Here is a 26,399-nt window from a genome sequence, read left to right as displayed (position 1 = left end):
CGGGGGACGACCGAGCGGGCCCGACGCCGACCGGCGTCGGGCCGGCCGTCGGAACACTGGAGCACCGGCACCGCCGGACCCGCGACGCTGCGGGCCGGAGGGGCCGGTCGGACGAGAGGAGATCGCGGGCCGCGACGGAGCGGCCGACGACCGGCGGGCCGACGCGGCCCGCCGACGGTCCCGGGACTCGGCGGGCAGGCCGACGACGCCGCCCCGGGCGGAGCGCAGCACTGTTCCCCATCTCGACGAGGAGACCTTGTGAGAAACGTGCTTGGAGGATCGCGCGCCCGACGGCGCACGGTCGCGGCGGTGGCCGCGGCAGCGGTCGCTCTGCCCTTGACCCTGGCGACGGCGACGTCCGCCACGGCAGCCCTTTCATCCTCGAGCCCGCTCGCGGCAGCACCCGTGGCCGCGGCCGCGGAGGCCGTCCCGTTCGACGTGCTCGTCTTCAGCAAGACCGCCGGGTTCCGCCACGGGTCGATCCCCGCGGGGATCGCGGCGATCCAGCAGCTCGGTACCGACAACGGTTTCGAGGTGACGGCCACGGAGGACGCGGGGGCGTTCACCGACGACAACCTCGCGCAGTACGAGGCCGTGGTGTGGCTCTCCACGACGGGCGACGTGCTGAACGACGACCAGCAGGCCGCGTTCGAGCGGTACGTCCAGAACGGCGGCGGGTACGCGGGCATCCACGCGGCGTCCGACACCGAGTACGACTGGCCGTGGTACGGCGAGCTCGTCGGCGCCTACTTCAACTCCCACCCGCAGAACCAGGACGCGACCGTCAAGGTCGAGGACCACGCCCACGAGTCCACCGCGCACCTCCCGGCGCGCTGGGACCGCTTCGACGAGTGGTACAACTACCGCGAGAACCCGCGCGACACGGTGCACGTGCTCGCGAGCCTCGACGAGACGACGTACTCCGCGGGCTCCGGCGCCATGGGCGCCGACCACCCGATCGCCTGGTGCCAGGTCTACGACGGCGGTCGCTCCTGGTACTCGGGCGGCGGGCACACCGACGAGTCGTACGCGGAGCCGGAGTTCCTCCAGCACCTGCTGGGCGGCATCCAGACGGCCGCGGGCGTCGTGCCGTCCGACTGCAACGCCACGCAGTCGGACAGCTACGAGATGGTGCCGCTCGACGAGGGCACCGCGAACCCGATGATGCTCGACGTCGCCCCGGACGGGACGGTCTTCTACGTCGAGCGCGACGGGCGCGTGCGCGTCATCGACCCGGCGACGAGCCAGACGACCACCGCCGCGACGCTGTCGGTGACCCAGGCCAACGAGGACGGGCTCACGGGCGTCGTGCTCGACCCGGACTTCGCGGAGAACGGCTGGGTCTACCTCTTCTGGTCGCCGCAGGACGTCGGGACCGACGGTCCGCACAACCGGGTGTCGCGCTTCGACTACGACGCCGCGGCGAAGACGATCTCGCTCGCGTCGGAGGAGAAGGTGCTCGTCATCCCGACGCAGCGCGCCACGTGCTGCCACGCGGGCGGCGACATGGTGTTCGACGCCGAGGGGAACCTCGTGGTCGTCACCGGCGACAACACCAACCCGTTCGAGTCGAACGGTTACGCGCCGATCGACGAGCGCCCCGGCATGGAGAACTACGACGCGCAGCGCACGTCGGCGAACACGAACGACCTGCGGGGCAAGGTCCTGAGGATCCACCCCGAGGACGACGGCACGTACACGATCCCCGAGGGCAACATGTTCGCCCCGGGGACCGCGCAGACGAAGCCCGAGATCTTCGCGATGGGCTTCCGCAACCCGTTCCGCATCGGCGTCGACCCCACGACGGGCAACGTGCTCGTCGGGGACTACGGTCCTGACGCCGGCAGCGCCAGCGCGACGCGTGGCCCGGCAGGCACGGTCGAGTGGAACGTCGTGAGCGAGCCGGGGTTCTACGGCTGGCCGTACTGCACCGGTGCCAACAACGACTACGTCGACTTCAACTTCGCCACGGGCCAGTCCGGGTCGTCCTTCGACTGCGCCGCCGGCGTGGTCAACAGCTCGCCCAACAACACCGGCCTGGAGCAGCTGCCCCCGGCGATCGAGGCCGAGGTCTGGTACGGCTACGGGGCCGGCAACCCCGAGTTCCCGGAGATCGGTGGGGGCGGGGCGCCCATGGGTGGCCCGGTCTACGACTTCGACGCCGAGCTCGACTCCGACGTGAAGTGGCCCGAGTACTGGGACGGCAAGGCCCTGTTCGGTGAGTGGAACCAGGGCAAGGTCTACTCGTTCCAGCTCGACGGCGAGCAGCGTGACGACCTCGTCGACATCAACCGCGTCCTGCCGAAGATCTTCGACCCGTCGGCCGGCTTCGACCGCCCCATGGACTTCGACTTCGGCCCCGACGGCGCGCTGTACGTCATCGACTGGGGCTCGGGCTTCGGCGGCAACAACGACTCGAGCGGCGTCTACAAGGTCAACTACGTCCAGGGCGACCCCGCCCCGATCGCCCGCGCGAGCGCGGACGTGACGAGCGGCGCCGCACCGCTGACGGTGCAGTTCTCCTCGGAGGGCACGCGCCACCCGTCGGGTGACCCGATCACGCTGCAGTGGACCTTCGGCGACGGCTCCGCGCCGTCGACCGAGGCGAACCCGGTGCACACGTACACCGAGAACGGGAGCTACACGGCCCAGCTCGTCGCGACGGACGAGAACGGCGCGACCGGCGTCGCGAACGTGTCGATCGTCGTCGGCAACCAGGCACCGACGGTCTCCATCACGTTCCCGGAGAACGGCGGCTTCTTCGAGTGGGGCGACCAGGTGAAGTACGAGATCGCCGTGGACGACCCCGACGGGGTGGTCACGTGCGAGAACGTCACGCTGTTCACGTCGCTCGGCCACGACTCGCACGCGCACCCCATGGAGGAGCTCACGGGCTGCGAGGGCACGCTCCAGACGGCGCGCGACGAGGGCCACGGCATCGAGTCGAACATCTTCTGGGTGGTCGAGGCGATGTACACCGACGACGGCGGCGCCGCGGGCGTCCCGCTGACGGCGAACGATCTGCAGATCCTGCAGCCGAAGCTGCTCCAGTCGGAGTTCTTCACGTCCACCGGACGTCTCGAGGGCTCCACGAGCACGGGCGACCCGGGCGTGCAGACCGAGACGACCGGCGACACGGCGGGCGGCGGCCTCAACATCGGGTTCATCGAGCCCGGTGACTGGTGGGCGCACGAGCCGATCTCGCTGACGAACGTCGACTCGATCACGCTGCGTGCGGCGTCGGCGAGCGCCGGCGCGACCATCTCGCTGCGCTGGGACGACCCGGAGGGGCCGGAGATCGGCACCGCCACCGTGCCGGTGACCGGCGACTGGCAGGTCTACACGGACGTCACGGCCGAGCTGCACGACGTGCCGTCGGGCAGCGGCACGCTGTACTTCGTCGAGACCGAGGGCGGGTCGAACGTCAACTGGATGGTCGTCAACGGTCGCGGCGTCACGGACAACGTCCGTCCGTCGATCGACTCGTTCGAGGTCACACCGACGTCGGGCACCGCTCCGCTCACCGTCACGGCGACGGCGACGGCCACCGACCCGGAGGCCGAGGCGGTCACGTTCGCCTGGGACGCCGGTCTCGGTGACGGCTTCGTCGACGGGACGGGCTCGTTCGAGGTCACGTACGACGAGCCGGGCGAGTACCGGCTCCAGGTCCGTGCGACGGACGAGCGCGGCGCGTACTCGGTCGAGTACACGACCGTGACGGTGGAGGCCGAGCAGGTGGACCCGGGGATGTGCTTCTCGGGTCGTTCCGACGACTTCCTCGGCACCGAGCTCGACGAGGACCGCTGGACGGTGCTGAACCGCGACCAGAACCTCGTGGTCGCGGACGGTCAGCTCGTGCTGCCGACCACGGCGACCGACTTCTACGGCACCGGCAACACGGCGGTGCCCAACACGGTGCTCCAGGACCTGCCGGACGGGCCGTTCACGGCCACGGCCAAGCTGACGCTGCCGGCTCGCCAGCAGTACCAGCAGGCAGGTCTGCTGATCTGGGAGGACCAGGACAACTACGCGAAGATGGTGATCCAGGGCCGGTCCGCCGCGGCCGACCCGGCGACCCGCATCTTCCAGTTCATCCGCGAGGAGAACGCGCTCCCGAACGAGGTCGGCGAGTCCAACACGGCCTCGCTCGGCGCCGACTACCCCGACACGGTCTACGTGCGGTTCGTCAGCGACGGGCAGAACCTCCAGGCGGCGTACTCGGCCGACGGCACCGACTTCACGACGATGCCGCAGACCAAGTCGATCGCCGACCTGGAGAACGCGCAGATCGGGCTCGTGTCGCTCAAGGGGAACAACACCGCGTCCCCCGTGCTCGACGCGCAGTTCGACTGGTTCCAGATCACGCCCGACGACACGGCGACGGCCCCCGGGCCGGACGACGAGTTCGACGGCGACGCGCTCGACGCGTGCCGCTGGACGGTCGTGAACGAGGACGCGACGGGCTACCGCGTGGTGGACGGCTCGCTGCAGATCGACACGACCCCGACCGACATCTACGGGACCGACAACCGTCCCGTGCCGAACCTGGTGCTGCAGGACCAGCCGGGTGAGGAGTGGACGGTCGAGACCGTGGTCGACGGCTCGGCGCTGGACCGCCAGTACCAGCAGGGCGGTCTGCTCGTCTACGGCGACGACGACAACTACGTCAAGCTCGACTACGTCGTCGACAACCAGGCGGGCCAGGCCAAGAACGCCCGGATCGAGCTGCGCAGCGAGGTCGGCGGCGTGGTGCAGAACCCGCAGCCCCAGACGGGCACCCTCACGGGTGACGTGTGGCACCTGCGTCTCACGCGCTCCGGTGACACGTTCACCGGTGCGTACAGCGCGGACGGCACGACGTGGACCACGTTCGACGAGAGCGTGACCAACGCGCCGGCCGCCGGCGCCCAGGTCGGTCTCTTCGCTCTCGGTGCCGCTGCTGACACCGGTGCCCCGGCGTCGTTCGGGCACTTCCGGGTGGTCGACGACGAGCCGGAGCCGCTCGCGGTCACGGTGACGGCAGAGCCGCGGTGCGTGGCGGGCAGGGTGTTCGTCGCCGTGCGTGCCACGAACGACGACGAGGTGCCGCTCGCGGTGACCCTCGAGACCCCGTTCGGGTCGAAGTCGTTCGCCGAGGTCGCGCCGGGCAAGGCCGCCTACCAGTCGTTCGCCGCACGCGCCGTCGCGGTGGACGCCGGGTCCGTGACCGTCACGGCCACCGACGCCGAGGGGAGGACGTTCTCCGAGACGGTGGAGCACACCGCTCTGAGCTGCTCCTGACAGGTTCCGGCGGGTCGGCGCACGCCGACCCGCCGGGCGACGCGCTCGCCGCGCGGGCGCTCAGGGTACGGGCGGTCCATCGGCCGGACCGCTCGTACCCTGCCAGCACGACGAGCACGACGGGGACCGTCCGCGGTCCTCGGCCCCGGCGCCCGGGAACCGGGCGCTCCGGCCCGGCGCCGGGGCACCCCGGGAGGCCTCAGACCGACCGAGAGCCGACCGGTCCCGCAGATTCCCCGCACGACACGACGAGGAGACCACCCGATGTCTCGTTCCTCCCGGACCGCCCCGCAGCGGGTCCAGGCCCTGCCGGCACCCCGGGCCGCGGTCCGCGCGCTCCTGACCGCGGCGCTCGGCGCCGTCCTCGTCCTGGCGGGGCTTGCGGCGCCTGCGACGGCGCACGGGGGCGACATCGTCATCTCGCTCGGGACCGACGGCGCCGGCGGCGTCTCGGCCAACCTCACCTACAAGAACGACGGACACCCGGTGGAGGAGGCGGCGGACGTCACCGTGACGGCCGAGTCCGACGCCGGCGAGACCGTCGGGCCGATCGCGCTGCGCTCCGCCTCGGAAGGGGTCGGCTGGTACGTCTCCGACCCCGGAGTGCTCGCGGAGGGCCACTGGGTCCTCACGGGGACGACGACCGAGCCGGCCGAGGCCACGGCGAGCGCCGAGGTCGACGTCGTCCCATCGGCCGAGCCCCCCGCAGCGGCGGAGGACGCCGAGGGCGCCGACGCGGCCGGGTCCGACGCGGCCGCGTCCGACACGGCCGGCACCGACCCTGCTCCCGGCGACGACGCGACGTCGTCCGGCCCTGGCGTGCTGCTGTGGGCGCTGCTCGCCGCGGCCGTCGTCGCGACGGGCGCGCTCGGCGTCGTCGTGGCACGCCGACGCGCCCGATCCTTGACCAGCACGTCCACCCGGTGAACCCGGGCCGAACCGAGATCGACGAAGGAGAACGACCATGGCACGACCGATCACCCTCTTCACGGGGCAGTGGGCCGACCTGCCGTTCGAGGAGGTGGCCCGGCTCGCGTCCGGGTGGGGCTACGACGGGCTCGAGATCGCCTGCTGGGGCGACCACCTCGACCCGTGGCGCTGGGACGACGCCGAGTACGTCCAGGGCAAGCTCGACCTGCTCGCGAAGTACGACCTCAAGGTCTACGCGATCTCGAACCACCTCAAGGGGCAGGCGGTCTGCGACGACCCGATCGACCAGCGCCACCGCGACATCCTGCCGGACGTCGTGTGGGGCGACGGCGACCCCGAGGGCGTGCGCCAGCGTGCCGCGGAGGAGATGAAGAACACCGCGCGCCTCGCGGCGAAGCTGGGCGTCAAGACCGTCGTGGGTTTCACGGGCTCGTCGATCTGGAAGTACGTCGCGATGTTCCCGCCGGCCTCGCAGGAGATGATCGACGCGGGCTACCAGGACTTCGCCGACCGCTGGAACCCGATCCTCGACGTGTTCGACGAGGTCGGCGTGCGGTTCGCGCACGAGGTGCACCCGAGCGAGATCGCCTACGACTACTGGACGACCGTGCGCACGCTCGAGGCGATCGGCCACCGCGAGGCGTTCGGTCTCAACTGGGACCCGAGCCACATGGTCTGGCAGGACATCGACTCCGTGAGCTTCCTGTGGGACTTCAAGGACCGCATCTACCACGTGGACTGCAAGGACACGAAGAAGCGGATGCACAACGGCCGCAACGGCCGCATGGGGTCGCACCTCGCCTGGGCCGACCCGCGCCGCGGCTGGGACTTCATCTCGACGGGCCACGGCGACGTGCCGTGGGAGGACGCGTTCCGCATGCTCAACACGATCGGCTACGACGGTCCGATCTCCGTCGAGTGGGAGGACGCGGGCATGGACCGCCTCGTCGGTGCACCCGAGGCCCTCGAGTTCGTCAAGAAGTACGCGTTCGACGCTCCCGAGGCCGCGTTCGACGCGGCGTTCTCGTCGAGGTAGCGCCCTCGCAGCACGACCGCCGGGTCGACCGACCCGGTCACGACGTCCGATGCGCCACCGCCTCCGACCGCTCTGCGGCCGGGGGCGGTGGCGTGTTCGTCGCTGATTGTTTTACGGACGCCTTTATCTAACTGAGACCACAATCGCTCGGCTTTTGGTTGACGGTCGTCAGAAGTGCCCCTACGTTGTCAGTCATGCGAGCCGACGATGTCGCGCAGGACCTGCTTGCCCCGGCGTTGGTGCCGGGCACGCGGGTCGCGGGAGCGACCACCAGCGCCTCTGGCGCACCGACCACCGTCCTGAGGGGCGCCGACGACCGTGGAGCCGTCCGACCGGAACCCGGGCCGACGGGCCTGCCCGCGTCCGGGTACCGCGCCGGGATCCTCGGGGTCGGGTTCATGGGCGGGGTCCACGCGCGGGCCGTGCGCACCGGCGGCGGGACGGTCACCGTCGTCGCGGCCTCCGACCTCGAGACGGCGCTCGGGGGGGCCGGCGCGCTGGGCGCCCAGGCCGTCGTCGGGTCCGCGGAGGAGCTCGTGACGTCGCCCGACGTGGACGTCGTGCACGTGTGCACGCCCAACCATCTCCACGTCGAGCTCGCCCGCGCTGCCCTCCTGGCCGGCAAGCACGTGGTCTGCGAGAAGCCGCTCGCCGTCGACGTCGAGGGCGCCGAGGAGCTCGCCGGGCTCGCCGCCGAGGCGCGCGCCGCCGACGGGAGGGTCGCCGTCGTCCCGTTCGTCTACCGCTTCCACCCCATGGTCCGCGAGGCGCGCGAGCGCGTGCGGCGCGGACAGGTCGGCACCGTCTCGCTCGTCCACGGCTCCTACCTGCAGGACTGGCTCCTGCGCGACTCCGACGACAACTGGCGCGTCGACCCCGCGCTCGGCGGCTCCAGCCGCGCGTTCGGCGACATCGGCTCCCACTTCTGCGACCTCCTCGAGTTCACCACGGGCCACCGCATCGCCCGCCTCGTCGCCCGGTCGGCGACCGTCAACCCGACCCGACGCGGGGACGACGGCGTCGCGCGCCCCGTCGCGACCGAGGACCTCGTCACGCTGCAGTACGAGACCGACCGCGGGGCGCTCGGGACGGCCGTGATCTCCCAGGTCTCCGCGGGCCGCAAGAACCGGCTCCACCTGGAGATCTCCGGCTCCGAGTCGACGCTCTCGTTCGACCAGGAACGGCCCGAGACGCTCTGGGAGGGACGCCGCGACGGCAGCCGGCTCCTGGTGCGGGACCCGCAGACGCTCTCTCCCGCGGCCGCACGGTACTCGCGGCTCCCGGCGGGTCACCCGCAGGGCTACCAGGAGTGCTTCGACGCGCTCGTCGCCGACACGGCGGCCGCGATCCGCGGGACCGTCCCCGACGGCCTGCCCACGTTCGACGACGGCCTGCGGGCCGCCCGGCTCGCCGCCGCCGTCGGCGAGTCCGTGCGGTCCGGCGGGTGGGTGGAGGTGGCCCGATGACCGCGACGACGACACGCGGGCCCGGCACGCCGGCTCCCGGGGACGGTGGTCAGGAGCCCGTCCTGCGCCTGCGCGGCATCGGCAAGGAGTTCTTCGGCAACTCCGTGCTGCGCGACATCGACCTCGACGTGCGCGCCGGCGAGGTGCACGCGCTCGTCGGCGAGAACGGTGCGGGCAAGTCGACGCTCATGAAGGTCATCGCCGGCGTCCACCGGCCCGACGGCGGCACGATCGAGCTCGACGGGCAGGTCGCCACCTTCGCGTCGCCGCTCGCCGCCCAGCACGCCGGCGTCTCGACCGTCTTCCAGGAGTTCAACCTCCTCCCGGAGCGGTCCGTCGCCGAGAACGTCTACCTCGGCCGGGAGCCCCGCCGCGCCGGGCTCGTCGACCGGCGCCGCATGACCGAGGACACCGACCGCCTCCTCGCGGACCTCGGCCTGTCGAGCCTCTCCGCGCACCAGCGCGTCGGCTCCCTCTCCGTGGCGCAGCAGCAGATCGTCGAGATCGTCAAGGCCGTGTCGTACGACGCCCGCATCATCTCGATGGACGAGCCGACGGCGGCGCTCGCCGACCAGGAGGTCGAGCTGCTCTACGAGCTCGTGCACCGCCTCAAGGGCCGGGGGGTCGCGATCCTCTACGTCTCGCACCGCCTCAAGGAGATCTTCGACCTCTGCGACACCATCACGGTGCTCAAGGACGGCAACCACGTCCTGACGACCCGCACCGCCGACATCGACGGCGACGGCCTCGTGCGCACCATGGTGGGCCGCGAGTTCGCCGGCTACTTCCCGGACAAGGACCCCGCGGTCACCCCCGGCGAGGTGCGCCTCGCGCTCGAGGGCGTGGGCAACAGCCAGGTCGACGACGTCTCGCTCGAGGTCCGCGCGGGCGAGATCGTGGCGCTCGCCGGGCTCCAGGGCTCGGGGCGCACCGAGATCGCCCACGGCATCTTCGGCATCGCCGGCTTCACGCGCGGCCGCGTGCTCGTGGGCGGGAAGCCGGTCGACGTGCGCTCGCCGCGCCAGGCCGTCCGCGCGGGGCTCGCGCTCGTCACGGAGGACCGCAAGGCCGAGGGCCTGGCGCTCGGCCAGTCCATCCTCGCCAACGCGCGCCTCGTGCTCGACTCGGTACTGCCGGGCTCGGCCGACCGTCGCGCGCGTCGCATCCCGGGCATCCTGTCCTCGCTCGAGCTCGTCGCGAGCTCCCAGGAGGCGGAGGTCCAGTACCTGTCGGGCGGGAACCAGCAGAAGGTCGTCCTCGCGAAGTGGCTCGTGACGGACCCGCAGGTCATCGTGCTCGACGAGCCGACGCGCGGCATCGACGTCGGCGCGAAGCGCGCGGTGTACGACCTCATGCGCGAGCTCACCGCGAGCGGCGTCGCCGTCCTCGTCATCTCGTCCGAGCTGCCCGAGGTCGTCGCGATGGCGGACCGCATCCTCGTCATGCGGGACGGCCGGCTCGCCGGAGAGCTGCCTGCGGGCAGCGACGAGGAGACCGTCATGGCGCTCGCGACCGGCGCCGGCGAGGACTCGGGCGAGCACCTCGCGGTCGACCTCGCCGCCGTCGCACGCACCGACGACCTGCCCGGGCACGACGCCCCCGAACGCTCCGACGGCCCGAAGGAGGACCGATGAGCACCGCGGTCGCGACCGCCGCCCCCACCGCACGCCCCGCCTCGCGGCGCCGGCACCGGATGGGTTCGACGGAGATCGTCTACCTCGCCCTCGTGGGCATCCTCGTCATCGCCGGCGTCCTCGTCGCGGTCGGCGGCGGGAACCTGTTCAGCCAGGCCAACACGGCGTACATGCTCACCCAGACGAGCCTGCTCGGGTTCGTCGCGATCGGGCAGACGTTCGTCATCCTGTGCCGGTCCCTCGACCTGTCGGTCGGCTACGTCGTCGCGCTGTGCTCGATCATCGGCGCCACGACGATGGCCGGCGACCCGTCCCGCGTGTGGCTCGGCGTGCTCGCGGCCCTGGCCGTCGCGGCGGCCGTCGGGCTGGTCAACGGGCTCGTGATCACGAAGCTGCGCGTCAACCCGTTCATCGCGACGCTCGGGGTCGGTCTCATCGTCAAGGGCTATCTCGACACCCAGTTCCAGGGACCGGCGGGCGACGTCCCGGCGTCGTTCCAGATGTTCGGCTACACGCGGATCGGTCCGGTGCCGGTCTCGACGATCGTCATGCTGGTCGTCGCGGCGGTCGGCGTCGTCCTGCTGACCCGTACCCGCCCCGGGTACCACATGTTCGCCGTCGGCGGGAACACCGACGTCGCGCGGCTCTCGGGGATCCGGACCGACCGGACGCTGATCCTCGCGCACGTGCTCTGCTCGGTGTGCGCCGGGGTCGCCGGCCTTCTGATCGCCGCGCGCTTCGGCACGGGCAATGCGCTCGTGTACTCCTACGGCCTCGACCTGGACTCGATCGCCGCCGTCGTCCTCGGGGGCACGCTGCTGCTCGGTGGGCGTGGCTCGATCGTCGGCACGGTCGGGGGAGTGCTCATCCTCGCGGTGCTCGACACGGTGTTCAACGTGCTCGACGTCGACCCGTTCTTCAAGGACGTGCTGCGCGGCGTCGTCATCATCGCCGCCGTCGCCCTGTACGCCCGCCGTCAGATCGACCCGGCGAGCAGCCGCGCGCGGTTCCGCGCGGGCGGACGCGGGGGCGGGGCGCCACCGGACCCGACGCCGTCCCGACCCGCCGCCCCGACGACCACCGCAGGAGGTGCGTCCGCATGACCACCGTCGCACCGCGCCGCACGATCCCGGCCCGCGCGCCGAGCAGCGGGTTCCTCGAGAGGCTCACCGCGGGCGGGAGCTGGACCGTCTTCGCCCTGCTCGTCCTCGTCTTCGCCGTGATCCTCGTGATGAACCCGTCGTTCGGCGAGCCCACGTCGCTCATGGCCTTCGTCAAGAAGGCCGCACCGCTCGTGATCCTCGCGATCGGGCAGTACTTCGTCATCGTGTCCGGGGAGTTCGACCTGTCGGTCGGGTCCCTCGTCGGCGCGCAGGTCGTCATCGCGGCCAAGCTCATGGACGGCGAGGACTCCATGACGTGGCCCGTCATGGCGCTCATGCTGGTCTTCGGCCTCGCCGTCGGCCTCGTCAACGGTCTCGTGACGACGCTGCTCAAGGTGCCGTCGTTCATCACGACGCTCGGCATGATGCTCGTGCTGTACGGCGCGATCCGCCTCTGGACCGGCGGCGCGCCGACGGGCGCGCTGACCGAGGGCTTCCGGCAGTGGGGGCGCGGGGGAGTGCCCGACAACCCCGGCCAGTTCCAGGTCCCGTGGGCGCTGATGATCGTCGTGGTGCTGGGCGTGCTCGCGGCCCTGCTCATGCGCAGGCCGTTCGGCCGCACGCTCGTCGCCACCGGTGACAACGACGTGGCGTCCGCCTACTCCGGCTCGTCCGTGTGGTGGGTGCGCACGCGCGCCTTCCTCCTCTCGGGATTCATGGCGACCGTGGCCGCGGTGCTCATCGGGGGGTACGCCGGCGTCACGGCGCAGGTCGGCGAGGGACTCGAGTTCATGGCCATCACGGCCGTCGTGCTCGGTGGCGTCGTCCTCGGCGGCGGACGCGGGACGGTGGTCGCGGCCATGGCCGGCGCGCTCACCCTCGAGGCGCTGTTCACGCTGTTCAACCAGCTCAGCCTGCCCTCCACGATCCGGCCCGCGGTCCAGGGCGTGATCATCATCGCGGCCGTCGCGTACGCGGCGATGCCCCGCAAGGGCCGGCGCCGTGCCACCGCGGGGGAGACCCCGCCCGCGTCGGGACCGCCCGCCGAGCCGAAGGAGCCTGCCCCCGCCCGCGCCTGACACCCGTCCGCCCCGGGAACCGGGCGGCAGCACCCCGTACCCACGCCAGACCCGGTGACCTCCGGTCACCCCAGCACCACACCTTCCCCGCACCCCGCGGGACGACGACGTCTCACCATGGAGAGAGAAGGACATGCGACGTACACGAGCACTCCTGGCCGGCGCGGCAGTGGCGACACTGTTCCTCACGGCCGCCTGCACCACCGACACCCCGACGGACACGCCGGAGGGCGGCGGCGAGACCTCGGCCGAGGAGACGGGCGGCGAGGAGACCGGCGGCGCCGACTCCGAGTGGTTCGTCCAGGCCGACTACGACCGCCAGCTCGCGCAGCGCGACGTCGAGCCCGAGGGCCCGGCCGACCAGCCGTGGCTCCAGGCGATCGAGCCCGAGTACGTGGACACGGCCGAGTTCGCGAGCGAGGGCGGCGACAAGACGCTGTGCTTCTCCAACGCCTCGGTCTCCAACCCCTGGCGCGTCACCGGCTTCATCACCATGCAGCAGCAGGTCGAGGTCCTCCAGGAGGAGGGCGTCATCGGCGAGTTCCGCGTCTCCGACGCCGCCGACGACGACAACAAGCAGATCTCCGACATCCAGGCCTTCGTCGCGGCGGGCGACTGCGACGCGATCATCGTCTCGCCGTCGACGACCGCGACCCTGACCCCGGCGGTCGAGGCGGCGTGCGAGAGCGGCAAGCCCGTCATCGTGTTCGACCGCGGCGTCGAGACCGACTGCATGGTCACGTTCATCCACCCGATCGGCGGCTACGCGTACGGCGCCGACGGTGCGGAGTTCCTCGTCGACAACCTCGACGAGGGGTCGACGGTCCTCGCGCTGCGGATCCTCCCGGGCGTCGACGTCCTGGAGAACCGCTGGGCCGCTGCCGACAAGATCTTCTCCGAGTCGGGTCTCGAGGTCGTCGGCCAGGAGTTCACCGGTGGCGACGCCGCGCAGATCAAGGACATCGTCACGCAGTACCTCCAGCGCGGTGACGTGGACGGCATCTGGATGGACGCGGGCGACGGTGCCGTCGCGGCCGTCGAGGCGTTCGAGGACGCCGGCAAGCCGTACCCCGTGTTCATGGGCGAGGACGAGATGAGCTTCCTGCGCAAGTGGCAGGAGACGGACATGACCGCTATCGGCGCCGTGTACTCGAACTTCCAGTGGCGCACCCCGATCCTCGCCGCGCAGATGATCTGGGCCGGCGAGGAGGTCCCCTCCGAGTGGGTCCTCCCGCAGGACCCGATCGAGGCCGACGAGCTCGACGCGTACCTCGAGGCGAACGCCGAGATGCCGTCGCTGCACTACGCGAAGTTCGGCGGCGAGGACCTGCCGGGCTACCCGGAGGCCTGGACGGACCGCTGACCCGTTGACCGCTCGCTGAGCGGGACCGCACGTCGCCCGGTGCACGACGGCGGACCGTCACCTCCCGGAGGAGGTGACGGCCCGCCGTCGGGCCCGGGCACGAACCCCATCACCGACGAGAGAGAGCGACGTGGCTCTTCCGGACCGAACCGCCCTGCGCCCCCTGCGCGCCCGCCGCCTCGGCGTCAACACCTGGGTGTGGACCTCACCCCTGACCGACACGTCCCTGCGCGAGATCGCGCCCCGCGTCTCCGGCTGGGGCTTCGACGTGCTCGAACTGCCCGTGGAGAAGCTCGGCGACTGGGACCCCGCGCTCGCCGCGCGCGTCCTCGCCGACCACGGGCTGGGGGCGAGCGTGTCGCTCGTCATGGGGGAGGGGCGCGAGCTCGTCGCGACCGACGCCGCGACCGTCCGGTCCACGCAGGACTACCTGCGCCGCGTCGTCGACGCCGCGCGGACGGTCGGGGCACCCGTGATCGGCGGACCCGCCTACGCGTCCGTCGGACGCACGTGGCGGCTGGACCCGGCCGAGCGGGAGGCGGCGTACGACGAGCTCGCCGAGAACCTCGCGCCGGTCGTCGAGCACGCGATCGACGCCGGCGTCGTCGTGGGTCTCGAACCGCTCAACCGCTACGAGACGAGCCTGGTCAACACGGTCGACCAGGGGCTGGCCGTCGTCGGGCGCCTGCCCGCGGAGGGCATCGGCCTCATGCTCGACATCTACCACATGAACATCGAGGAGACGGACCTGCCCGCCGCTGTCCGCCGCGCGGGCGAGCGCATCGCGCACGTCCAGGTGTGCGGCAACGACCGCGGCGCACCGGGCGCCGACCACCTCGACTGGCACGCGTTCCTCGCCGCCCTCGACGAGGCGGGCTACGACGGTCCCCTCGTGATCGAGTCCTTCACGGCGCAGAACGCGACCATCGCCACCGCCGCCTCGATCTGGCGGCCGCTGGCACCGACCCAGGACGCCATCGCCGTCGATGGCCTGGCCCACCTGAAGGGACTGATGCCCACGCCGGACCTCGCGTAGCCGAGGTCGTAGCACGACCGCCGGCGCCGGCACGCCGCGGGATGACGACCACCCTGCCCGGACGACCACGCCCGGGCCCGCACGTCATGCCCCTGGAGGCACCACGATGACCGCACGACGTCCCCGCAGGGGGAGGTCCCTCGCGGCCCTGACCATCGCATCGCTGGCGTTCACGCTGGCACCGGTGACGATGGCCACGGCCCAGGAGGAACCACAGGCAGTCGATGAGGAGAGCAAGGTCCTCATCTTCACCAAGACGACCCAGTTCCGGCACGCCGAGGCGATCACCCAGGGCACCCCGGTGCTCGAGGCGGCGTTCGCCGAGGTCGGCATCGAGTCCGACCACACGGAGGACTCGACGGTTTTCACCGACGAGAACCTCGCCCAGTACGACGCCCTGGTCATGTTCCAGACCTCGGGCGACCCGTGGAACGCGGACGAGAAGGCGGCGCTCGAGCGCTACCAGCAGGCGGGCGGTGGCATCGTCGCCATCCACAACGCCACGGACATGCGCGGCAGCTACGCGTGGTGGGACGACATGATCGGGGCGCTCATGCCCGGTCACGCGGCCACGGGATCGAGCCCCGGCCTGCCCGGGACGGTCCGCGTCGAGGACCGGACGCACCCGTCGACCGAGCACCTCCCGCAGCGCTGGGACCGCGCCGACGAGTGGTACAACTACTCCGCGAACGTCCGCGGCGGCGCGCACGTCCTCGCGACGATGGACGAGTCGACCTACGACCCGGGCGGCAACGCGATGGGCGCCGACCACCCGATCTCGTGGTGCAAGCCCTACGACGGCGGTCGTGCCTGGATGACCGGCATGGGCCACTTCGGCGCGCACTACACCGACGAGCCCGACCTGGTGCAGCACATCGTCGGCGGTGTGCAGTGGGCCGCGGGCCTGGTCGAGGGCGACTGCGGCGGCACGGACTGGAGCCAGTTCGAGAAGATCGCGCTCGACACCAACACGAGCGCGCCGTTCGGCATGGACGTCGCGCCCGACGGCCGCGTGTTCTACACCGAGCTCGTGCGCGGGCAGATCCGCGTGTACGACCCGCAGACCCAGAACACGACCACCGCTCTCACGATCCCGGTGTACTCGGGCGGTGAGGACGGTCTCCTCGGCCTCGCGCTCGACAAGGACTTCGCGACCAACGGGTACCTCTACCAGTACTACTCGCCCGCGACCGAGGACGACGCGGACCCCGCGAACTTCGTCAGCCGCGTCTCGCGGTTCACGGTGACGTCGGACGGGCCGGGCTCGACGGTCATCGACCCGGCGTCGGAGGTCGTGGTCATCGAGTTCCCGGCCGGGCGTCTGCCCGACGAGCCGGGGCACACGGGCGGTGGGCTCATCGTGGACCCGGCGACCGGTGACCTGTACATCGGCATCGGCGACGACGTGAACCCGCACTCCGAGCCGTCGGGCGGCTACGCGCCCCTCTCGGAGCGGCCGGGACGCCTGCACGACGCGCGCGCGACGTCGGCGAACACGAACGACCTGCGCGGCAAGGTCCTGCGCATCCACCCCGAGGCCGACGGCACGTACTCGATCCCCGAGGGCAACCTCTTCGACGAGGCGGCCGACACGGACGACAAGACCCTGCCCGAGATCTACGCGATGGGCTTCCGCAACCCGTTCCGGTTCACGATCGACCCGACGACCGGCAACCTCGGCGTCGCGGACTACTCGCCGGACAACGGGTCGGACAACCCGGCCAACCGCGGCCCCGCGGGCATCGCCGAGTGGAACCTCATCAAGGAGGCCGGGAACTTCGGGTGGCCCCTGTGCATGGGGAACAACGAGCCGTTCCGCGACGTCGACTACCGCACGAGCCCGGTCACGGTCGGTGACTTCTTCGACTGCGACGCCCCGGTCAACGACTCGGTCCTCAACACGGGCCTGACCGAGCTGCCCCCGGTCCAGCCGGCCGACCTCTGGTACGGCTACCAGCGGACCTCCGCGCCCGGCGTCATCAACGCCGGCGGCGGCCTCGCACCCATGGGCGGGCCGTTCTACCAGTTCGACCCCGAGCTGGAGTCCGACACGAAGTTCCCCGAGTACTACGACGGCAAGCCCTTCTTCTACGAGTGGGCGCGCAACAAGATGTACTCGATCGACCTCGTGGACGGTGGCGCCGAGGCGGGCGTCACGGACGTCGAGAAGGTCAACCCGTTCCTCCCCGAGGAGGAGTTCCTCGCGCCGATCGACTCGAAGTTCGGGCCGGACGGCTCGATGTACGTGCTCGACTGGGGCGGCGGCTTCGGCCGCGACAACCCGAGCTCGGGCCTGCACCGCATCGACTACGTCTCGGGGTCGCGCTCGCCGGCTGCGAAGCCGGTGGCGGCTCCGGACTCCGGTCACGCCCCGCTCGAGGTGACGTTCGACGGCTCGGGCAGCTCGGACCCGGAGAACGAGGACCTCACGTACGCGTGGGACTTCGACGGTGACGGGACACCGGACTCGACCGACGTCTCGCCCACCTTCACCTACACCGAGAACGGCGTCTACGACGCCCGTCTGACGGTGACCGACCCCTCGGGCAAGACCGGCACGGCCACCGTGCCGATCACCGTCGGCAACACGCGGCCGGAGGTCGACTTCGGTCTGCCGCCGACGGGTGCGTTCTTCAACTTCGGTGACGCGATCACCTGGGACGTCGCGGTGACGGACGCGGAGGACTCGCCGGAGGGCGACGAGATCGCCGACGAGCAGGTCATCATCCAGCCGGCGCTCGGGCACGACGCCCACGCGCACCCGGCCGAGCCCCTCCACGGGCGCACGGGCACGGTGCAGACGAGCCTGGGCGGCGGTCACAGCGAGGACATGAACGTCTTCTACGTGATCGACGCCCGGTACACCGACAACGGCGGCGAGGGCGAGGTGCCCGCGCTCACGGGCTCGGACACGACGCTCATCTTCCCGAAGAAGCGCGAGGCCGAGTTCACCTCCGCGGCCGAGGGCACGACGACGATCCCGAGCCGTGACGTCGAGGGTGGCGGCTCCGTCATCACCGGCGCCGACGGCGCGTGGGCCTCGTACGACCCCGTGAGCCTGTACGGGGTCGAGGCGCTCAACCTGCGGGTCGCCTCGGCGGCCGAGGGCACGATCGAGCTGCGCCGCGACGCGCCGGACGGGGAGCTGCTCGGCACGGCCGAGGTCCCGCAGACGGGTCTCGGCACGTTCACCGACGTGCGGGTCGAGGCGACGGACCCGATGGAGCCGTTCACGCTCTACGTGGTCTTCCCCGGTGAGGGCGAGCGCCGCCTCAACTTCATCGAGGCGGACGGCAAGGCCGTGTCGGACACGACGCGACCGAAGGTGCGCATCACCGCGCCCGAGGCAGGAGTCCGTCTCGAGCAGGGTGAGATCGCCGTGACGGCCGACGCCGAGGACACGGAGAACACGGTCACCGAGGTCGAGTTCTTCGTCGACGGCGAGTCGATCGGCACCGACACCGAGGCCCCGTACGAGGCCGCGTGGGAGGTGACCGAGGACAACAACTACGAGCTGACCGCGGTCGCCACCAACGACAAGGGCCTGTACACGCGGTCGCGCATCGTGGTCGCCCAGGTCGGCGACCTGTTCGCCGGGATGAAGACGTACTCCAACGTCGACGGCGCGTTCGAGCAGCTTGCCGAGGGCAAGTACCTCATCACGTCCAAGGGCGCGAACATGTGGCAGGGCACCAACGAGTACTCGACCATCTATCGCGAGCAGGGCGGCGACGAGAACTGGTCGGCCACGGTGCGGATCAACAGTCAGGGCAACACCAACGGTGGCGCCAAGGCCGGGATCATCGTCCGCAACGACGTCACCCAGACGTCGAGCTCGCCGGGCTACGCCGCCCTCGGCATCCGTCCCAACGGCGGCTTCGAGTGGCTGCGCGGCAACGCCGCGGGGCAGCTCGCGACGTCGACGGCCGCCAGCACGACGAGCTACCCCGCGTGGGTGCGGATCGTGCGTGACGGCGACCTCTACACCGCGTTCTGGAGCAAAGACGGCGAGAACTTCACGCAGATCGGCGAGCCGCAGGCGCTGCCGGGCGCGGCGTCCGTCCAGGACGTGGGCATGTTCGTCACCGCGCACGACGCGGTCGCGACGAGCGCCGTCGAGTTCCAGGACTTCTTGTTCGACGACGACCCGGTCGACCCGGGCGAGCCCGGTGAGGAGAACCCGCCGCAGTGCCTCGCGGAGGCCTCCGACGAGTTCGACGGCGACGCTCTCGACCCGCGGTGGACGGTCGTCCGCCAGGCCGAGGGCAGCGCGATCAGCGTCGCCGACGGCCACGCGGTCCTCCCGGTGGTCCAGGGCGACATCAACGAGGCGGTGACCGGCCCGATCAGCTACCTCGGTCAGCCGGCCCCCGCCGGTGCCTGGACGCTGGAGACGAAGCTCGACGTGCCGCTCGCGCGGCACTGGCAGCACGCCGGGCTCCTGGTCCACGTGAGCGACGACGAGTACACCAAGCTCGCGTTCACGAAGAACCAGTCCGGTGCCCGCTTCCTCGAGTTCCAGACAGAGACGGGCGGCGCCCGAACGTGGCACGGCCAGGAGAACGTCGCCGAGGACTTCCCGACGACGATCCACCTGCGTCTCGTGTCCGACGGGGAGCAGATCACGGCGGCGTACTCGGCCGACGGCGAGACGTGGAACGACCTCGACGGGGCCGCCCCCGTCAAGGACGGTGCGACGTTCGGCGTCATGGCCGGCGGCGACACCGCGACGGCGGACACGGTCGCGAAGGTCGACCACGTCCACGTCAGCGGTGCGGAGCCGGACGACGGCGTGCGTGAGCCGAGCGACGAGTTCGAGGGCGACGCGCTCGACGGGTGCCGCTGGAACTCCGTGGTCCGCTACGACGGCTCGAAGGCCGTCGTCGCGGGGAGCGAGCTGCGGATCACCACCCAGCCGGGCGACATCCACGGCACCGCCAACGACGACCCGCGCAACTTCGTCCTCCAGGAGGTTCCGGAGGGTGACTGGGTCGCCGAGACGCGGTTCAAGGCGCCGCTCGCGCACCGGTGGCAGTTCGCCGGACTGCTCGCGTACGCCGACGACGACAACTACGTCAAGGCGAACGTCGTGGCGAAGAACGCCCCCGGTGCCGCGCTGAACCTCGGCGCGGAGACCGTCTCGGAGAAGGGCGCCGCGTTCGGCGACGGCGGCAACCGTCAGCTCGAGCTCGCCGACTCGACCGAGTCCGGCTACTGGTACGTGCGCCTCGAGAAGGTGGGGAACACGTACCAGGGCTGGGTCAGCGACGGAGGCGTCACCTGGGAGCCGATCGGTGAGCCGGTGACCAACGACGTCCCGATGACGTCCATCGGTCTCGTGGCCGTCGGCCCGGAGCAGGAGACGCCCGTCACCGTGGCGTTCGACTGGTTCCGGCTGACCACCGACGGCGGGGAGCCCGAGGTGGCGGTCGAGGCCGAGGCCACGGTGCGCTGCCTCGCCGGGAAGGCGTACGTCGCCGTCCGGGCGACCAACGCCGACGACGCGGCGGCGGCGATCACCCTCGCCACGCCGTTCGGCACGAAGGAGTTCGCCGAGGTCGCGGTCGGCAAGGCCGCGTACCAGTCGTTCGCGGTGCGTGCCGCGGACGCCGAGGCGGGCACCGCCACCGTCACCGCGACCATCGGGGATCGCACGGCCACCCTCGAGGTGCCGTTCGACGCCGTGAGCTGCGGCTGACGCCGGGTCGGTGGTGGGGATCCGCTCCCACCACCGACCCTCCGGTCCGTCGGCCCGATCTGCTCGGGCCGACGGACCTCGCACAGCGGACCGACCACAGGACGGAGATTGACGTGGCACAGCGGACCGGTGCCCGACAGCCCGCGGCTCGCGCTGCGAGGCCCGGTGCTCGGCCGGTGGGCCCGCCCCGTCCTGCAGACCGGGGCGGTGCCGGCCGCCCCGAGCCCCGGCCGCCGGCGCGCGTCCGCGTGCGCCGGTGGCTGCAGGGTGCGGGGCCGCGAGGCTGGGCGCTACGTGTCGCGGGTGCGCTCGCGGTAGTGGTGGTCGTCGTCCTCGTCGTCGCGCTCACACGAGGCGGCGGCGACGAGCCGGTCGACGGCGGGTTCGCCGTCGACCCGGCGCGCGTCGCCGAGCTCGAGGCCGCCGAGGCGGAGCGCGACGCGGAGAACCTGGTGGCCTCGATCGAGCACGCGCGTCACGTGCAGGCCGAGCTCGTCCCCGTGCTGCACGCCCTGCACGCGGCGCTGCCGGTGGACGGGACGACGGCGACACCGCCCTCCGCAGAGGAGGTCGCCGCGTGGCGCGGCACGCTGGACGTCCTGACGTCCGAGACCGAGTCCCTCGCGAGCGGGTCCTCGGAGCACAACATCGTGCGCAACGGCATGCTGACGTCCCTCGAGCTGCTCGGCGACACGGTGGACGCCGTCGATCTCGCCCGCTCGGCCGACGCGAGCACTGCGCCGGACCTCTACGCCCTCGCGGGCGAGCTCCGCACGCGCGCCGTCGACACCTGGGGGCTCGCCGCGGTGCAGCTCGACCTGCGCTCGACGTCGGCGGACCAGGGACACGTCCACGTCTTCCTGCCCGTGCGACCGGGTGACTCGCTCGACGGCGGTCTCGACACGCACGGTGGGGAAGAGCCCCACGACGACGGCCACGACCACTGAGCCGACTACCGGGCTCACCACCGACCTGGCCACGGAGCGGACACGTCCGCCGGGCCGGGTGCGGGCGTACCGCGACCGGTCAGGCGCCGTGCACCAGGACGACGTCGGAGTGCTCCTCGCCGCCCACGACGTACGTCCGCTCCCCGGCGACCGTGAACCCGCTCTTGCGGTAGAAGGCCTGCGCCCGTCCGTTGTCCCGGTTCGTCCCGAGCCACACGGTGCGCCCTGGCGCGAGCACGGCCGCGGCGTCGAGCGCGGCGGCCATGAGCGCGCTCGCGACGCCTGACCCCTGCGCCTCGGGGTGCACGTAGATCTTCGACAGCTCGACGACCTCTCCCGGCCCGACGGCGCGGGCCACGTCCGCGTCGTCGGGCACCGCGCGCACCAGGAGGGCGTACCCGACCTCGCGCGCGGGGTCCGTCGCCGCCGGCGTCCGGGCGGGGGTCTCCGCGACGAGCAGCTCGTGGTCGGCGCTCGCGGCCCAGGCGCGGAACCGGTCGGGCGAGAGCTGAGTCGCCACGTGCTCCACGATCGCGGCCGGAGACGTCCCGGGCGGGCAGGCGAGCGGGAATGTGAGGGCGGCGAGCCGCGCGAGCGACGGCGCGTCGTCGGCCGTCGCGGCGCGCAGCCGCACGGTCGTGAGATCGAGGGCGTCCACGTCCGCGAATCTACCTCGCACCTGCCGCGCCCGGCTGGCTGCCCGGTGCGTACCGGTCCGGGCGGTATGCGCGTCACCTGCCATCATGGGGCATGCCTGCCCGACGACGTGCGCGCGCCACCGCCCCGCGGTTCACCCTGTGCCTCGTGCTCGCCGCGGCGCTCGGCGCGTGCGCCCCCGTGCCGGAGCCGTCGATCGACGTCACGAGGCTCGACGGGCCGTTCGCCCCGGTCGACGTCGTCGTCACCGGTCTCGAGCCGGGGGCGGAGGTCGTGCTCGAGGCCGAGGCCGTCGTGCACGCCGCTCGGTTCGCGTCCAGCGCGTCCTTCGCCGTGCCCGCCGACGGCACCCTCGACCTCGCCGCCGACGCGCCGCGCTCGGGCGACTGGTCGACCGCCGACCCGATGGCGCCGATCTGGTCGATGACCACCGGAGGACACTGGGATCCGGCGACGTGGGACGAGCAGTTCGACGTGGAGCTGAAGGTCGCGGACGGCGCGGGAGAGGTTCTCGCGGAGACGACGCTGTCCCGCCCGGGCAGCGCTCCGGACGTCTCCGTGCGCGAGGTGACGGACGCCGGGCTGGTCGCGGAGTACGCCGTCCCCCACGACGTGCCTGCCGGAGAGGAGCGGCCGGCCGTGCTCGTCTTCGGCGGGTCGGAGGGCGGCCTGAGCAGCGGGTCGAGCACGGCCCGCTGGCTCGCCGGCCTGGGCTACCCGGCGCTCGGCATCTCGTACTTCGGGTCGCCCGGACAGCCCGCCGACCTCGAGGAGGTGCCGGTCGAGACGTTCCTCGACGCCCTCGCCTGGCTCCACGAGCAGCCCGAGGTCGACGACGAGAAGGTGATGACGTTCGGCGTCTCGCGAGGCGGGGAGATGGCGCTCTGGCTCGCGGCGGAGCACCCCGGCCTCGTGCACGGAGCGATCGCGCCCGTCGGCGCGGGCCGCCTCGTGTGCGGCTACCCCGACATGACGGTCCCGGCGTGGACGCTCGGGGGAGCGCCGCTGTCCGAGCGGTGCCTCGGCTCGGCCTCCCGCGTCCCGCCGCCGGAGACCGCGATCGACGTCGCCTCGATCGCCGGTCCGGTCGTGCTCGCGTGCGGCACGCAGGACACCCTCTGGGAGTCGTGCGACTTCGCGGACGACGTCCAGGGCCGTCGTGCCGCGGTCGACGACGCGACGACCCTGCGCGTGCACGGCGACGGCGCAGGCCACTTCGTGGCGTGGGTGCCGTACGTCCCGTACTACCTCGGCCTGCCCGGAGAACCCGGCGACGGGTCGCCGGCGGCCAACCACGCCGCACGCGTGGAGCTCTGGGGGCACGTGGCCGACGTGCTGTCCGCGCTGCGCGGGGCGTCCTGACGCCGGGGCGACGGCATGATGGGGGAGTGACGAGCATCGACCTCAACGCGGACCTCGGCGAGGGCTTCGGACGCTGGGCGCTCGCCGACGACCGCGCCCTCCTCGGCCTGGTGACCAGCGCGAACGTCGCGTGCGGCTTCCACGCCGGCGACCCGCCGACGATGCGCGCGGTGACGCGCGACGCGGTGGCCGCCGGCGTGAGCGTCGGTGCGCACGTCGGCTACCGCGACCTCGCCGGCTTCGGCCGACGCTTCCTGGACGTCGCCCCCGCCGAGCTCGCCGACGACGTGCTCTACCAGCTCGCAGCGCTCGACGGCTTCGCGCGCGTCGCCGGCGACCGGGTCCGGTACGTCAAGCCCCACGGCGCCCTGTACAACGTGATCGTGCACCACGAGGAGCAGGCACGTGCCGTCGTCGACGCGGTGCGGGAGTACGACCCGACGCTGCCCGTGGTCGGGCTCCCGGGATCGGCCGTCCTGCGTCTCGCGGACGAGGCGGGGCTGCGCACCGTGCGCGAGGCCTTCGCCGACCGCGGCTACCTCGCGACGGGGGAGCTCGTGCCGCGCGGGCGCGAGGGTGCCGTCCTGCACGACGCCGCCGAGGTCGCCGCGCGCGTCGTCCGGCTCGTCACGACGGGCACGGTCCTCGCCGTCGACGGGACCCCGGTCGAGGTCGAGGCCGACTCGGTCTGCGTCCACTCCGACACGCCGGGCGCCGTCGGCCTCCTCGGCGCGGTGCGGCGTGCGCTCGAGGAGGCGGGCGTCGTCGTGCAGCCGTTCGCCGGCAGGGGCGAGAGCGAGGCGTCGTGACCCTCTCCGGGGACGTGCGCCGCTACGGCGAGACGGCGTTCCTCGTCGAGCTCCCCGACCTCGCCGCGGTGCGCGCGCTCGACCGCCGCCTGACGTCGGACCGCCCGGGCGGGGTGCTCGACGTCGTCCCCGCCGCGCGGACCGTCCTCGTCACCTTCCGGGACCCGGCCCGCGCGCCGGCCGTCGAGGACTGGGTCCGCGAGGCGCTGGGGCGCACCACCGACCGGCACGCCGCGCCGAGCGGTGCCGCCGGTACGGGCGGCGCGGCGGCAGCCGGCAGCCCCGGCGAGACACCGGTGGCCGGGGTCGCGGAGGTCGTGCTCCCCGTCGTCTACGACGGTGCCGACCTCGCCGACGTCGCGGCGTGGGCGGGCGTCAGCGAGGCAGAGGTCGTCGCACGGCACTCCGGCCGGGTCTACGAGGCCGCGTTCGGCGGCTTCGCACCCGGTTTCGTCTACCTCGTGGGCGTCGACCCCGTGATCGCGGCGCCACGGCTCGCGACGCCGCGTCCGCGCGTGCCTGCGGGCGCCGTGGCGGTCGCGGGTGAGCTCACAGCCGTCTACCCGGCGTCCTCGCCGGGCGGCTGGCGTCTGCTGGGCTCGACCGCCGAGCGCATGTTCGACGTCGACCGGGTCCCGCCCGCGCTCGTGGCGCCCGGGGCGAGGGTCCGGTTCCTGCCGACGCGCGCCGTCGTCGCGGGGACCCGGTCCGGTGCGCGCGCACCGGACCGGACGGACCCCGTGAGCAGGACGACTGCCGGGAAGGGGACGACTGCCGGGAAGGGACTGACGGTGGTCGCCGCGGGACCGCAGGCTCTCGTCCAGGACGCGGGCCGTCCCGGGCTGGGTGCGATCGGCGTGGGCCCGTCCGGGGCCGCCGACCGCGGTGCGGCGGCGCTCGCGAACCGCCTCGTCGGGAACGACCCGGGCGCTGCGCTCCTCGAGGTGACGCTCGGCGGCCTGACCCTGCGGATCGACGCACCCGCCGTCGTCGCGCTGACCGGTGCCGGCGCGCCGGCGACGGTCGACGGGACGCTCGTCGGCCGGCACGCCGCGCTGCGGGTGGCCGCGGGCTCCGTCCTGAGTCTCGGGACGCCGTCGCACGGGGTACGGACCTACGTCGCCGTGCGTGGCGGCGTGGACGTCGTCCCAATTCTCGGGTCACGCTCACGAGACGTGCTCTCCGGACTGGGCCCACGGCCGCTGGCTGCGGGGGACGCGCTCGGCATCGGCCTGGCAGCCGGCACGCCTGCCCCGGTCGGGACGGCCCCGGTCCGGCACGAGGCAGGCGCGCTGCGGCCGGGCGAACGGCACGTCGTGCTGACCGTCCTCCCCGGGCCGCGGCCGGACTGGTTCCTACCCGGCGCGTGGCAGGCGCTCGGCGCGCTGCGCACGGTCACCGCGGACAGCAACCGCGTCGCCCTGCGGCTCGACGGGCAGGCCGTCCCCCGTCGCGCCGGGGAGCTGCCGTCGGAGGGAGTGGTGCGAGGAGCGGTCCAGGTCCCGCCGGACGGGAGACCCGTCGTCTTCCTCGCCGACCATCCCGTCACGGGGGGCTACCCGGTGATCGGCGTCCTCACGGCGGACGCGGCGGACCGTGCGGCGCAGCTGCGGCCGGGCGAGGCGGTCCGGCTGAGACCCGTCGCAGGACCCGTCGCACGACCCGTCGCTCAACTCTGACCAGGACACCCGACGACGTGCGCGAGCACGGTCGGGGCACCACCGTCGGGGTGGGTCCGCGCCGTGTGCGCTGGCTCACGGGAACGCGGCTTGACCCCGTCGCGCAGAGCCGCGTAATCTTCTGGATGTCGGCCCGACAGGGAGGAACAGACACCGCGACGGTGGCTGGTCCCGGGGCCAGAATCCTACCTTCGCAGGACACTTCGTCGACAGACGTGCGTCCGCGATCACTCGAGGCGATCAGGGCGAACGGCCCTGGTTGAGAAGCCGAGACGGACCTGGTAGGGTTGAGAAGTTGCCCCAAGTGAGGTTGGGCCTGC

Annotated in this window: 15 protein-coding genes; 14 read left to right on the top strand and 1 reads right to left on the bottom strand. The window is 72.5% G+C overall.

Annotated features, from left to right (window positions below):
* Positions 1-258 precede the first annotated feature (258 nt).
* The 11 genes from AC4H2G_RS21075 (at position 259) to AC4H2G_RS21025 (ending at position 21,572) form a co-directional block, all read left to right on the top strand.
* Entirely contained in the window at positions 259-5,280 is a 5,022-nt protein-coding gene (locus tag AC4H2G_RS21075; protein ID WP_494367697.1) for a ThuA domain-containing protein, read from the top strand.
* A gap of 264 nt (positions 5,281-5,544) precedes the next feature.
* Positions 5,545-6,207, top strand: coding sequence for a hypothetical protein (locus tag AC4H2G_RS21070; RefSeq protein WP_494367696.1), 663 nt, complete (start codon positions 5,545-5,547; stop codon positions 6,205-6,207).
* 37 nt (positions 6,208-6,244) lie between these two features.
* Positions 6,245-7,246: a sugar phosphate isomerase/epimerase family protein gene (locus AC4H2G_RS21065; protein WP_494367695.1), complete on the top strand. Its 1,002-nt coding sequence runs from the start codon at positions 6,245-6,247 to the stop codon at positions 7,244-7,246.
* A 194-nt stretch (positions 7,247-7,440) separates the two neighbouring features.
* Complete coding sequence (locus AC4H2G_RS21060; protein ID WP_494367694.1) at positions 7,441-8,712, top strand: Gfo/Idh/MocA family protein; 1,272 nt, start codon at positions 7,441-7,443, stop codon at positions 8,710-8,712.
* A complete protein-coding gene (locus AC4H2G_RS21055) occupies positions 8,709-10,346 on the top strand; it encodes a sugar ABC transporter ATP-binding protein (RefSeq protein WP_494367693.1) in 1,638 nt (545 codons plus the stop codon). The genes AC4H2G_RS21060 and AC4H2G_RS21055 overlap by 4 nt, the downstream gene beginning before the upstream one ends.
* Entirely contained in the window at positions 10,343-11,449 is a 1,107-nt protein-coding gene (locus tag AC4H2G_RS21050; RefSeq protein WP_494367692.1) for an ABC transporter permease, read from the top strand. The genes AC4H2G_RS21055 and AC4H2G_RS21050 overlap by 4 nt, the downstream gene beginning before the upstream one ends.
* On the top strand, positions 11,446-12,528 hold the full coding sequence (locus AC4H2G_RS21045) for an ABC transporter permease (RefSeq protein ID WP_494367691.1): 1,083 nt from the start codon (positions 11,446-11,448) through the stop codon (positions 12,526-12,528). The genes AC4H2G_RS21050 and AC4H2G_RS21045 overlap by 4 nt, the downstream gene beginning before the upstream one ends.
* Before the next feature lie 133 nt (positions 12,529-12,661).
* Entirely contained in the window at positions 12,662-13,891 is a 1,230-nt protein-coding gene (locus AC4H2G_RS21040) for a substrate-binding domain-containing protein (protein WP_494367690.1), read from the top strand.
* Between the two features lie 130 nt (positions 13,892-14,021).
* Positions 14,022-14,927 (top strand): sugar phosphate isomerase/epimerase family protein, encoded by a 906-nt coding sequence (locus AC4H2G_RS21035; RefSeq protein WP_494367689.1) that lies wholly within the window; start codon positions 14,022-14,024, stop codon positions 14,925-14,927.
* 190 nt (positions 14,928-15,117) lie between these two features.
* Positions 15,118-20,625, top strand: coding sequence for a ThuA domain-containing protein (locus AC4H2G_RS21030; protein WP_494367713.1), 5,508 nt, complete (start codon positions 15,118-15,120; stop codon positions 20,623-20,625).
* Positions 20,626-20,942: 317 nt separating this feature from the next.
* Complete coding sequence (locus AC4H2G_RS21025) at positions 20,943-21,572, top strand: hypothetical protein (RefSeq protein WP_494367688.1); 630 nt, start codon at positions 20,943-20,945, stop codon at positions 21,570-21,572.
* A 79-nt stretch (positions 21,573-21,651) separates the two neighbouring features.
* Here the strand turns inward: AC4H2G_RS21025 and AC4H2G_RS21020 are convergent, their stop codons facing one another.
* On the bottom strand, positions 21,652-22,230 hold the full coding sequence (locus tag AC4H2G_RS21020; RefSeq protein WP_494367687.1) for a GNAT family N-acetyltransferase: 579 nt from the start codon (positions 22,228-22,230) through the stop codon (positions 21,652-21,654).
* A 92-nt stretch (positions 22,231-22,322) separates the two neighbouring features.
* Here AC4H2G_RS21020 and AC4H2G_RS21015 point away from each other — a divergent pair, with 92 nt between their 5' ends.
* From AC4H2G_RS21015 to AC4H2G_RS21005, 3 genes are read left to right on the top strand one after another with little or no spacing between them, the layout of a single operon-like run.
* Complete coding sequence (locus tag AC4H2G_RS21015) at positions 22,323-23,591, top strand: acyl-CoA thioesterase/BAAT N-terminal domain-containing protein (protein WP_494367686.1); 1,269 nt, start codon at positions 22,323-22,325, stop codon at positions 23,589-23,591.
* Positions 23,592-23,617: 26 nt separating this feature from the next.
* Entirely contained in the window at positions 23,618-24,400 is a 783-nt protein-coding gene (locus tag AC4H2G_RS21010) for a LamB/YcsF family protein (protein ID WP_494367685.1), read from the top strand.
* Positions 24,397-26,079 (top strand): 5-oxoprolinase subunit B/C family protein, encoded by a 1,683-nt coding sequence (locus AC4H2G_RS21005; RefSeq protein ID WP_494367684.1) that lies wholly within the window; start codon positions 24,397-24,399, stop codon positions 26,077-26,079. Before AC4H2G_RS21010 ends, AC4H2G_RS21005 begins: the two co-directional genes overlap by 4 nt.
* Positions 26,080-26,399: the final 320 nt, after the last annotated feature.

The organism is Cellulosimicrobium sp. BMG9.23, from assembly GCF_059159985.1.
The sequence above is the reverse complement of the archived record's forward strand: the minus strand, read 5'-3'. Positions and strand labels throughout refer to the sequence as shown.

Coding starts and splice junctions, on each gene's coding strand:
- AC4H2G_RS21070 (WP_494367696.1), top strand. CDS start 5,545: ATGTCTCGTTCCTCCCGGACCGCCCCGCAGCGGGTCCAGGCCCTGCCG.
- AC4H2G_RS21065 (WP_494367695.1), top strand. CDS start 6,245: ATGGCACGACCGATCACCCTCTTCACGGGGCAGTGGGCCGACCTGCCG.
- AC4H2G_RS21060 (WP_494367694.1), top strand. CDS start 7,441: ATGCGAGCCGACGATGTCGCGCAGGACCTGCTTGCCCCGGCGTTGGTG.
- AC4H2G_RS21055 (WP_494367693.1), top strand. CDS start 8,709: ATGACCGCGACGACGACACGCGGGCCCGGCACGCCGGCTCCCGGGGAC.
- AC4H2G_RS21050 (WP_494367692.1), top strand. CDS start 10,343: ATGAGCACCGCGGTCGCGACCGCCGCCCCCACCGCACGCCCCGCCTCG.
- AC4H2G_RS21045 (WP_494367691.1), top strand. CDS start 11,446: ATGACCACCGTCGCACCGCGCCGCACGATCCCGGCCCGCGCGCCGAGC.
- AC4H2G_RS21040 (WP_494367690.1), top strand. CDS start 12,662: ATGCGACGTACACGAGCACTCCTGGCCGGCGCGGCAGTGGCGACACTG.
- AC4H2G_RS21030 (WP_494367713.1), top strand. CDS start 15,118: ATGGCCACGGCCCAGGAGGAACCACAGGCAGTCGATGAGGAGAGCAAG.
- AC4H2G_RS21015 (WP_494367686.1), top strand. CDS start 22,323: ATGCCTGCCCGACGACGTGCGCGCGCCACCGCCCCGCGGTTCACCCTG.